We start from the raw sequence: 11,574 nt of genomic DNA on the forward strand, positions 1-11,574 counted from the left end.
ATATAGGCATGATCTTTCAGGATCCATTGTCCGCATTAAATCCATTGATGCGAATAGGCGATCAAATTGAGGAAGCGCTAATTTATCACACGAGGATGTCCAGAATCGAGAGATCTCATCGTGTCATTGAACTTCTGAATCAAGTTGGAATTCCTAATCCGCAAAGAGTTGTAAAACAATTTCCCCATCAGCTTTCTGGTGGTATGCGTCAACGTGTTATTATCGCCATTGCCATATCTTGTAAGCCGTCCATCATTATTGCAGACGAACCTACCACTGCTTTAGACGTTACGATTCAAGCGCAAATCTTGGATTTACTCAAAGATTTACAGGCTGAAACAGAATCTGGCATTATCTTGATTACACATGACTTAGGTGTAGTAGCAGAAGTGGCCGATCGAGTAGCTGTAATGTATGCGGGACAAATTATTGAAGAGGCTCCCTTTGAAGAATTATTTAATAATCCTGCACATCCCTATACAAGATCTTTATTAAACTCAATTCCACAAACACATAGTGAAAACGAAAAATTAGAAGTCATTCAAGGTTTAGTACCATCATTAGTGAACTTACCGCGAAATGGCTGTCGCTTTGCTCCACGGATTCCTTGGATTCCGGCTGAGGCACACGAAACAGAACCACAACTTCACGAAATAGCACCAGGACATTTTGTTCGATGTACCTGCTGGAACCACTTTCACTTCAAAGGGGAAGAAGGGGGAAGCTTGTCATGAGTTTTATGGAAATAAAAGATTTGCGCGTGCATTATCCGATACGCGGTGGATTCTTTAATACAATCGTTGACTATGTTCATGCTGTAGACGGCATAAATATGGAATTTGATAAAGGTAAAACCTACGGGCTTGTAGGGGAATCTGGTTGTGGAAAATCAACAACTGGTAAAGCGATAATAGGTCTCGAGAAAATAACGTCTGGAAAAATCATTTACGAAGGAAAAGATGTAACGAACCAGCGTCGCCAACGTAATTCTTCGTACAATCGAGATATCCAAATGATTTTCCAAGATGCACATTCAAGCTTAAATCCGCGCAAACGCGTTCAAGATATCCTGGCTGAGCCAATCCGTAACTTTTTAAACCTTTCCGATTTAGAAGAGAAACGAAAAATCAATGAACTATTAGCAATCGTCGGAATGCCTGAGGATGCAAAAGTGAAATACCCTCATGAATTTTCGGGTGGACAAAAGCAACGCATAGGAATAGCACGAGCAATTGCAACGAATCCAAAACTCATTATTGCAGATGAACCAGTATCTGCACTGGACTTATCGGTACAAGCACAGGTTTTAAATTTCTTGAAAGATATACAAGCTGAATTGGGATTAAGCTATTTGTTTATCTCGCATGATCTTGGAGTAGTGAAACATATGTGTGACCATATTTCAATCATGTATAAGGGACGCTTTGTAGAGTCTGGTTCGAAGAAAGATATTTATCAATCGCCTCAGCATATTTACACAAAACGTTTATTGTCAGCAATTCCAGCTATTGAGCCAGCGAGTAGGGTGGAACGTAAAGTAGAACGTATTAACGTAGAGAAAAATTATCAAATTGAAAATCATCAATACTTTGATGCAAACGGTCGCGTTTATGATCTTCAGTCTATTTCCGATACGCATGCAGTAGCGAAAACGGTAAATAAAGAGGGGGTCATGTGATATGTGGAAAACAATTATCCGACGCATTTTAGTTATGATTCCACAATTATTAGTCTTAAGTTTATTAATCTTTATTATGGCGAAATTTATGCCAGGGGATCCTTTTACTGGAATGGTAACGCCAGATACTGATCCGGCTCGAATAGAAGAATTACGTCAACAAGCTGGTTTTTATGATCCATGGTATCAACAATATGCAACATGGATGATGAATGCAGTTCAAGGTGATTTTGGGAAGAGTTATACGTATAAAGTGGCAGTAGCGGACCTAATTGGGGATCGAGCACTTAATACATTATGGCTATCCTTAGTAAGTGTGTTTTTACTGTATTTAATTGCCATTCCGCTAGGTGTTCTAGCAGGACGCTATCAGAATACTTTTTTAGATAAAACGGTTGTACTTTATAGTTTTATCAGTTACGCCATTCCGGTATTCGTTTTAGCCCTAATATTCTTGTTCCTTTTTGGATACAAGCTCCAATGGTTCCCGACAAGCGGAACAGTTGATATCAAATATGAAAATGGTTCCTTAGGTTATATATGGAGTAAATTCTATCATCTTCTGTTACCTGCCATTACGTATGCCGTTCTTGGAACTACTGGTGTCATTCAATATTTACGTACTGAAGTAATTGATGCAAAGTCTCAAGATTATGTCCGTACTGCACGTAGTAAAGGGATTCCCTTAAATAAAGTGTACTCACGACATATTTTCCGGAATTCTTTGTTGCCAATTGCAGCATTCCTTGGTTTTACAATCACGGGTCTGCTTGGTGGATCCATCTTTATTGAAACAATTTTCGGCTATCCTGGAATGGGACAGTTATTCATTCAATCCATTTCTGGACGTGATTATAGTGTAATTACTGCTTTGGTTATGCTGTACGGATTCTTAACATTATTAGGCAGTCTATTATCCGATATTATTATGAGCATTGTAGATCCACGAATTAGGATAGATTGACGAAAATAATGGTTAAGGAGAGTGTACATACATGAAAGAGCAGACAGAAAGTGCATTGATTCAATCTGAACATCCAGAAAGCTCTCCGCCTACTGGATTTCAAGTCATCATGCGTGAATTTAAAAAAGATAAACTCGCGATGTTTTCACTTATCGCTTTGATAGTAGTGATTGTTGGGATTTTCATTTGGTCTCTATTAATCGATCAGCAACAAATGATGCGTGTTAGTTTACGTGATAAATTCGCTGAACCTGGAGACAAGTTCTTGTTAGGTGCTGACCAAGGTGGTCGAGATATTTTAGGCCAACTAATTATCGGAGCACGTAACTCAATTGCAATTGCTATGGCAGTTACCTTACTTACAGGTGTAGTAGGAATCATGATTGGTTTGACTACGGGTTATTTTGGTGGATGGATAGACAATATCTTTATGCGAATCATCGATTTCTTCATTACGATTCCATCTTTGATGATTATTATTGTCTTCGTTACGATTGTGCCAAAATACAATATTCCAATTTTTATTTTGATTGTCAGTGTATTCTTATGGCCAGGTACAGCTCGTCTGATTCGAAGCAAGGCACTCTCCGAAAGTCGAAGAGACTATATCAATGCTTCGAAAACGATGGGCACAAGTGATGCGGCTATCATTTTCAGAAAAATGATGCCAAATCTTAGTTCCATTTTAATTGTTGAACTAACTTTGAACTTTGCAGGGAATGTTGGAATCGAAACGGGTCTTTCCTATTTAGGATTCGGTTTACCACCTTCAACCCCGAGTTTAGGAACCTTGGTAAGTTATGCAAACAATCCACTTGTGTTATCTGAAAAGTGGTGGATTTGGTTACCAGCATCATTACTCATTCTTTTCTTAATGTTGGGCATTAACTATGTAGGTCAAGCTATTCGTCGATCTGCTGATGCGAAGCAACGTTTAGGGTAACAGCTAAATTAAAATGGTATTAAACGTTTTACGTTTGATATATAGAACAAGAGATAAAAAAGGAGGAAAAGGAATGAACAAAAAGCTTTGGACATTATTAGCATTAATTTTAGCTTTCGTACTCGTACTTGGTGCATGTAACGGAGAAGGTGAAAAATCAGATGGGAAAGATTCACCAGCAAAAGATAATGAAAACGAAGAAGTTGTAGATACAGGAAGCTTCCCGTTGGATGTTGAAAATGAAGGAGATGTAATTAAAGGAGGTACTTTGAAAGTAGCTCTAGTTAATGACTCACCTTTCCAAGGAATTTTCTCATCAGTTCTATATGAAGATGCGTATGATTCAGATATTATGAATTTCGCAAGTAACCTTATTTTTGAAACAGACGGTGACTTCTTATTAACGAAAGATGGAATCGCTGGTATGGAAGTTGATCAAGATAATAATAAAGTAAAAATCACTATCAAAGACGGAGTTAAATGGTCTGATGGTGAACCACTTAAAATTGAAGACTTAATGCAGCCATACCTAATTATCGGTCATCCGGACTACACAGGAGTACGATATGATGTTGATTTCCAAAACATCGTAGGTGCTGTTGAATACCATGATGGAAAAGCAGATGCAATCTCAGGTTTAAAGAAAGTGGATGAAAAGACTTTAGAAATTTCATTCAATAAATTATCTCCAGCTATTTTCAGTTCTGGTGATGGACTTTGGTCTTATGCTGAACCAAGCCATATCCTAAAAGATATTCCAGTTAAAGATTTACTTGAATCAGATGCAGTACGTAAAAACATCGTTACTTTAGGTGCATTCAAATTCGATAAAATCGTACCAGGAGAATCCGTACAATTCGTGAAAAACGAAAACTACTGGAAAGGTGCTCCGAAACTTGATTCAGTATTAGTGAAAACTGTACCTTCAACTTCAATCTCTGTTGCATTACAAACAGGGGAATATCATATGACTGCTAACACTTTCAGTACTGATAAATATTTAGAAATTAAAGATTTTGATAACCTTACAGTACTTGGCCGTAACGAACTTTACTACCAATATATTGGTTTCAAACTTGGTAAATATGATAAAGACAAGAGCGAAGTTGTCATGAATGCAGACGCTAAAATGGGCGACGTAAAACTTCGTCAAGCAATGGGCTATGCAATCGACGTAGAACAAGTTTCAGAAGTGTATTACAACAACCTACGTGAACGTGCAACATCTTTAATCCCACCAGTATTCAAATCATTCTATGATGATTCATTAGAAGGTTACACTTATGACGTAGAAAAAGCGAATGCATTATTGGATGAAGCTGGATATAAAGATGTTGATGGTGACGGACTTCGTGAAAACAAAGAAGGTAAGCCACTTGAAATTAAATTCGCTTCAATGTCTGGTGGCGATATCGCTGAAGACATCGCATCATTCTATATGCAAAACTGGAAAGATGTCGGCTTAAATGTAACACTTTCAACAGGACGTACAATCGAACTCAACAGCTTCTACGACAAAATTGAAGCTGATGATCCTGAAATAGATATCTTTATGGCTGCATGGGGAACAGGAACTAACCCTTCACCATCAGGACTTTACTCAAAAACTGCACAATATAACTTTAGCCGTTACACTTCTGAGAAGTTAGAAGGACTATTAGCTGCTATCGATTCTCCAGAAGCTTTCGATGCTGAATACCGTGCTGGTAAATTCCGCGAATGGCAAGAATATATGTCYGAAAACGCACCAATCATTCCAACTCAATACCGTTTAGAATTACGCCCGGTTAATAAAAGCGTGAAAAATTACGATATTGACTACGCTCGTAACTTTGATTGGAACGAAGTTGAATTAATTTCTGAAGATCCAGCTAAATCTTCTAAATAATTCGAATAACAGGAAAACCCGTGTCTATACGAAAGTATAGACACGGGTTTTTTGTGCTGAATATAAACTAATGTTGTTAAAGGAAACAAAATCACATATTGAAAACCGACTCATTTTTTCGTGATGAGTCGGTTTTTGGATGTAGAGAAATAATTTAACAAAAGAAAATGGGACTAACTTGACGTACTTACAATGACTGCTTCATATAGTAGTGTAAAAGGATGCTTGTATTGATAAAATGGTTAGTGTTTACGATCAGTTACATACTCATTGTGATGAGCTTGCTACAAATTCTGTTGTACTTAAATTACTTATCGCTTGGTTATACATGGAAAAGTGTCTGGCTATTTATATTCCAGACACCTGATTTCATCATATTTCTAGGTTCATTTTTTCTGCTTACACTTATCGTTTTCTACCCAAGCCCATCGCGTTCTCCATTTTTTTAAGTGTTTTAGACGCCACTGCTTGTGCTTTAAGAGCACCTTCATCTAAGATAATGTCTAATTCTTCAGATGTTAGTAGTGCTTCATAACGTTCCTGAATAGGCTGTAAGTGTTCGATTACTGCTTGAGCCACAGATGCTTTGAAATCTCCGTAGCCTACGCCTTGATACTTCGCTACTAACGCTTCAATAGTTTCATTTGTTAAGGCTGCTTCAATCGTTAATAAATTCGAAACGCCAGGTTTGTTTGCTACATCGTAAGCAACGACGCCTTCTGAATCTGTTACAGCACTCTTAATTTTTTTCTCGATTTCTTTTGGAGTATCTAATAAGGAAATCGTAGATTTTTTATTGGGATCCGATTTACTCATCTTTTTCAGTGGATCTTGAAGAGCCTTGATGCGAGCTCCATTTTTAGGTAAACGTATTTCTGGAATTGTTAGGACGTCGTTATAACGTTTATTAAAGCGTTCTGCTAAGTCACGTGTTAGTTCAACATGTTGCTTTTGATCATCACCAACAGGTACGATATCTGTTTGGTAAAGAAGGATGTCAGCAGCCATCAGTGGTGGATACGTAAGAAGGGAAGCAGATACGCCGTCCTTTCCTGAAGATTTATCCTTAAATTGAGTCATACGTTCAAGTTCGCCAATATAAGAAATGCATTGCATCATCCAACCTGCTTGAGCATGAGCAGGAACCTCTGATTGGATAAACAAAATGGCTTTCTTAGGGTCTATCCCAGCTGCTAAATAAAGGGCAGCTAGAGACCTAATGGTTTTACGCAGTTCTAGTCTGTCTTGTGGAACGGTAATAGCATGTTGATCAACGATACAAAAAATACAGTCATATTCGTCTTGCAATGTGGTGAATTGACGGAAAGCTCCAATATAATTGCCTAGAGTTACAGTTCCTGTTGGCTGTACGCCTGAAAAGATTTTCTTCATGTAGTTTCCTCCTTTAAAATAAAAAAACACATCACTCTCCCTTGTAAAGGGACGAATGATGTGTGAATCCGTGGTACCACCCAGATTGCCAAAAAATTTTTTGGCCTCTTTAGCTTCGTAACGTGAAGGGACGTATTAAGCTACATCTTTAAAAGAATTCGCTTAATAAGCTCTGAAGTCCATTCTATTTGAAGGGTAGATCTGTTTTCAGCAAACACAGACTCTCTAAACAACCCAGTCAAATGTACTAATCTTCGTCTTTGCATTTAGCATGTATTTTGTTAGTCATTATAATATAGAAGAAACTCAAAAATCAAGTGATTTTTTCTATACAAAATAAATTATCAAGGCCACTGCCATACAAAGTAAAATGGACCCACCTAATTGGAAAAATGGGACATATGGTAAATCTAATATTTCTGAAGGAGATCTCATCGATTCTGAATCGACTAGGTCTTTTTTAAATGTAAAAACTTTTCTCATACCCATAGTAAAAAGATCGAAAAATCCATTTGATACCACATAAATTAACAAGCCAATAAAAATGAGTAATCCACCGACAAAAAATGACACATTAATATATGGAGTTAACTCCAAATCATGGTAATACAGAAACATGATTGCAACAATTATTATTTGGAAAATTAGAAAAGTCACCAGTTTCTTTTTCATTTGCAACACCTCATTCTTTACACATTGTAGAAGAAAAGACAGAAAAAATCAAAATTTCGTCAACCGAATCAAATATTCGAAATTAACAGAAAAGCCTTTCACCTCAACGGTTCTGTTATATAAATGTAATATTACTGATATCTAAATGTAAAAAATATTCAAAAAAAGCCTGTACAGATTTTTAAGAATATGTATAATAAAGATTGTACCAATTTTTCAGAAAATTCAAGGGGGTCAACTTAGTGAAGAAGAGCAAGTTTTTTTGGCTGTTAAGCCTAATGTTAGTACTTAGTGTTTTCTTAGCTGCTTGTGGCGAAGACAAGAACGGAACAGAACCAGCAACACCTGGTGATACGGACAAAGATGAACCAACAGCAGGAGAAGTAAAAGATGAGGAACAAGTCCTTAATCTAATCATGAGTGCTGAAATTCCATCAATGGATTCTGCATTAGCAACAGATTCAGTTGGTTTTGATCTTTTAAACAATGTAAACGAAGGTTTATACCGTTTGAATCAAGAAAATGTTGCAGTTCCTGCAATCGCTGAAGGGGAACCTACTGTATCTGAAGATGGTTTAGTATACACGTTCAAAATTCGTGATGCTAAATGGTCTAACGGAGATGCTGTAACAGCAGGAGACTTTGAATTCGCTTGGAAACGTGCGATGAATCCTGATACTGCTTCTGAATACGGTCCATACATGATGGGTGGCGTACTCAAAAACGCAACTGCAATTTCTGAAGGAAAAGCTAAATACACTGAGTTAGGTGTTAAGGCAGTTGATGAAAAAACTCTTGAAGTAACATTAGAAAAACCAGTTCCTTACTTCTTATCTCTAATGTCTTTCGGAACTTACTTACCACAAAATGAAGCTTTCGTAACTGAAAAAGGTAAAGATTATGCAACAAACTCAGACAATTTAATTTCAAACGGACCATTCACTCTTGCTGATTGGGATGGTACTGGATTAAAATGGAAATTAGTTAAAAATGATCAGTATTGGGATGCAGAAACTGTAAAACTTACTGAAATCAACTATGACGTAGTAAAAGAAGTTCCTACAGCTGTAAACTTGTATAAAACTGGAGAAAAAGATCGTGTCGGTCTTTCTGGTGAATATGCAATGCAATATGCTAACGATCCTGATTTAGTTAAAGAATTAGAAACTACTGTATTCTATTTCAAATTTAATCAAGAGCGTAATGGCAAACCTACACCACTTGCAAACGTAAATATTCGTGAAGCAATCTCTAAAGGTTACAACAAACAAGATCTAGTTGATGTAGTACTAGCTAACGGTTCGGTTCCTGCAAACTATTTAGTACCAGCAGCATTTACATTTGACGAAAGTGGCGCTGATTTCCGAGATGTTAACGGAGACATGGCAGTTCCTAACGCAGATGAAGCAAAAGCGGCTTGGGAAAAAGGATTAAAAGAACTTGGAGTAAAAGAAATAACTCTTGAAATTCTTGGTGGAGACTCTGACGTTGCTAAGAAAATGGACGAGTACTTCAAATCTCAATTAGAGACTACTCTTCCTGGTTTAACAATTGAACTTAAAGAAGTACCATTTGCTGTACGTTTAGACCTTGATACTGCTCAAGACTATGATATTCAATCTGCTGGATGGGGTCCTGACTTCCAAGATCCTTACACATTCATGAATCTTTGGTTAACTGATGGCGGTAACAACAAAATGTCTTATTCAAATCCTAAGTATGATGAGTTAGTAAACGCATCAGTTGGCGAATTAGCTATGGATCCAGAAGCTCGTTGGGAAGCAATGGCTGAAGCTGAAAAAATTCTTCTTGAAGAAGATTATGCGATTGCACCTAACTATCAACGTGGAACAATGCAATTACAAAAACCATATGTTAAAGGTGTTATTTCTCACCCATTCGGTGGAGACTACAGCTACAAGTGGGCTTTCATCGAAGGTAAAGACGCTCAATAATCTTTAACTTTTAATTTGTTAGAAAATCTCATAGTAAGAGAGTATATGGTTTCCGATAGGGCCATATACTCTCTTTTTAAATGAGAGTGAATTCACTAAAAATTTACTGTTTTCAATTGATTTTGACAATAACTAGTTTAATCTATATATTGTAGATTGAATGTCATAAACATTATTTAGGAGGTGCAATGATGGCTAAGTATATATTAAAACGTGTTTTCTATATGTTCATTACTCTTTTCCTGATCGCGACAGCAACATTTTTCTTAATGAAAACGCTACCAGGTTCCCCTATTAGTTCCGCTTCGAAACTTAACCCTACTCAACTTGCGGCAGTAGAGGCAAAATATGGTCTTGATCAGCCAATCCCAGTACAATATGGAAAATACATGGCGAATTTGGCTCAGGGAGATTTAGGGAATTCTTACCAATTTAAAGGTGCAAGTGTTACGGATTTAATTCTTAAACGCTTAGGGCCATCCTTTTTACTTGGTGCACAAGGTTTAATTCTTGGTATATCCATTGGGATATTATTAGGTATGATTGCTGCTTTAAGGCAAAATACCATTTGGGATTACGGGAGTACTTTTATCGCAATTCTCGGAATATCCATCCCATCTTTCGTTTTTGCATCGTTTTTACAATATTGGATTGCAGTAAAATGGGGAGTTCTTCCTGTAGCTTTATGGAATGATGGATGGAAGTCTAGTATTCTACCATCAATAGCTTTAGCGATGGGACCTCTTGCGACTGGAGCACGTTTCATTCGTACAGAAATGATAGAAGTGCTAAGTTCTGATTACATAACTTTAGCAAAATCAAAAGGTGCTACCGGATTTGAAGTTGCTTTTAAACATGCATTCCGTAATGCGTTAATTCCATTGGTAACGGTTATGGGACCATTAGCAGCTGGACTTCTAACAGGTTCACTTGTAATTGAGAAAATTTTTGCTATACCAGGCATTGGTGAACAATTCGTTAAAGCCATTATGGTTAGTGACTTCTCAATCATCATGGGTACAACTTTGTTCTTTTCTGTCTTCTTAGTGTTTGTTATTTTATTAGTCGATATCCTTTACGGAATAATCGATCCACGTATTCGTTTGTCAGGAGGTAATAGTTAATGACACAGAATCTTGATAAGTTACCTGCTGAGTCTTTTAAAAGAATTACTATTGATAGTAGTCAAGCAGAAAAGATTTCAAAACCAAGTTTAAGTTTCTGGCAAGATGCTTGGTTACGTATTCGTAAAAATAAGGCTGCCATCGTCAGTATGGTCATTTTATTGTTAATCCTTATTATGGCATTAATTGGGCCATATATAGGTCCGCATGATGCGGAAACACAAACAATTACACATTCTAATTTACCACCTAAAGTACCTGGTTTTGAGAAACTAGGAATCTTAGATGGATATGGAACTCTTGGTGGTACAGAAGTTGATTTATATGAAATGAAAAAAGTAGATACGTATTATTGGTTTGGTACAGACGGATTAGGTCGTGATATGTTCGCTCGTTTATGGGAAGGTACACAAATCTCCTTATTCATCGCTTTCGTTGCCGCTGCAATTGATGTCCTTATAGGTGTCTTATACGGTGGTATTTCAGGGTATTATGGTGGTCGAGTAGACGATATAATGCAACGGATTGTCGAAATTTTGTACGGTATTCCAAACTTAGTTGTCGTAATATTAATGAGTTTAGTAATGAAGCCAGGTATTACGGCCATTATTATTGCCATTACTTTAACCGGTTGGATCGGTATGTCCCGTATCGTGCGTGGACAAGTACTAAAATATAAGAATCAAGAATTTGTATTAGCAGCCCGTACATTAGGTGCTAGTAACAATCGTATAATTGGGAAGCATTTACTTCCAAACATTTTAGGGGTTATCATTATAAACACTATGTTTACAATTCCAGGTGCTATATTCTTCGAAGCATTTTTAAGCTTTATCGGTCTTGGTTTACAAGCACCAGCTGCTTCACTTGGAACGTTAATTAATGATGGTTACCAGTTGATGCAATTCCAACCACATATTTTATTGTTCCCAGCACTTGTATTAAGCATGCTTATGAT

Annotated in this window: 10 protein-coding genes and 1 other annotated feature; of the genes, 8 read left to right on the forward strand and 2 right to left on the reverse strand. The window is 37.0% G+C overall.

The window, feature by feature from the left end:
* The 5 genes from AC1DOS_RS13000 to AC1DOS_RS13020 all read left to right on the forward strand — a co-directional run.
* The coding region (locus AC1DOS_RS13000; RefSeq protein ID WP_477537851.1) for an ABC transporter ATP-binding protein at positions 1-734 on the forward strand (734 nt) is incomplete at its 5' end.
* Positions 731-1,678, forward strand: a complete 948-nt coding sequence (locus AC1DOS_RS13005; protein WP_477537852.1) for an ABC transporter ATP-binding protein — start codon at positions 731-733, stop codon at positions 1,676-1,678. The genes AC1DOS_RS13000 and AC1DOS_RS13005, both read left to right, overlap by 4 nt.
* A 1-nt stretch (position 1,679) precedes the next feature.
* Positions 1,680-2,642 carry an oligopeptide ABC transporter permease gene (gene opp4B / locus AC1DOS_RS13010; protein ID WP_108584234.1) on the forward strand — a complete coding sequence of 321 codons (963 nt, stop codon included), beginning with the start codon at positions 1,680-1,682 and terminating at the stop codon, positions 2,640-2,642.
* 31 nt (positions 2,643-2,673) lie between these two features.
* Positions 2,674-3,585, forward strand: coding sequence for an ABC transporter permease (locus AC1DOS_RS13015; RefSeq protein WP_477537853.1), 912 nt, complete (start codon positions 2,674-2,676; stop codon positions 3,583-3,585).
* Positions 3,586-3,658: 73 nt separating this feature from the next.
* Positions 3,659-5,473 carry an oligopeptide ABC transporter substrate-binding protein gene (locus AC1DOS_RS13020; protein ID WP_477537854.1) on the forward strand — a complete coding sequence of 605 codons (1,815 nt, stop codon included), beginning with the start codon at positions 3,659-3,661 and terminating at the stop codon, positions 5,471-5,473.
* A 405-nt stretch (positions 5,474-5,878) separates the two neighbouring features.
* Here the strand turns inward: AC1DOS_RS13020 and trpS are convergent, their stop codons facing one another.
* Both trpS and AC1DOS_RS13030 read right to left on the reverse strand, forming a co-directional pair.
* The gene (gene trpS, locus AC1DOS_RS13025; RefSeq protein WP_108584239.1) at positions 5,879-6,865 is read right to left on the reverse strand and encodes a tryptophan--tRNA ligase; all 987 of its coding nucleotides are present in this window, start codon (positions 6,863-6,865) and stop codon (positions 5,879-5,881) included.
* Positions 6,866-6,909: 44 nt separating this feature from the next.
* Positions 6,910-7,135: a binding site (T-box leader), on the reverse strand.
* Between the two features lie 57 nt (positions 7,136-7,192).
* Positions 7,193-7,537, reverse strand: coding sequence for a DUF3899 domain-containing protein (locus AC1DOS_RS13030; protein ID WP_477537855.1), 345 nt, complete (start codon positions 7,535-7,537; stop codon positions 7,193-7,195).
* 242 nt (positions 7,538-7,779) lie between these two features.
* Between AC1DOS_RS13030 and AC1DOS_RS13035 the strand changes: the two genes are divergently transcribed.
* The 3 genes from AC1DOS_RS13035 to opp3C form a co-directional block, all read left to right on the forward strand.
* Positions 7,780-9,492: a peptide ABC transporter substrate-binding protein gene (locus AC1DOS_RS13035; protein ID WP_477537856.1), complete on the forward strand. Its 1,713-nt coding sequence runs from the start codon at positions 7,780-7,782 to the stop codon at positions 9,490-9,492.
* 191 nt (positions 9,493-9,683) lie between these two features.
* A complete protein-coding gene (gene opp3b / locus AC1DOS_RS13040; RefSeq protein ID WP_108584244.1) occupies positions 9,684-10,616 on the forward strand; it encodes an oligopeptide ABC transporter permease in 933 nt (310 codons plus the stop codon).
* Positions 10,616-11,574, forward strand: a 959-nt coding sequence (opp3C, locus tag AC1DOS_RS13045) for an oligopeptide ABC transporter permease (RefSeq protein WP_477537857.1), incomplete at its 3' end; no start/stop codon positions are given. The genes opp3b and opp3C, both read left to right, overlap by 1 nt.

The organism is Paenisporosarcina sp. P5_A11, from assembly GCF_056400705.1.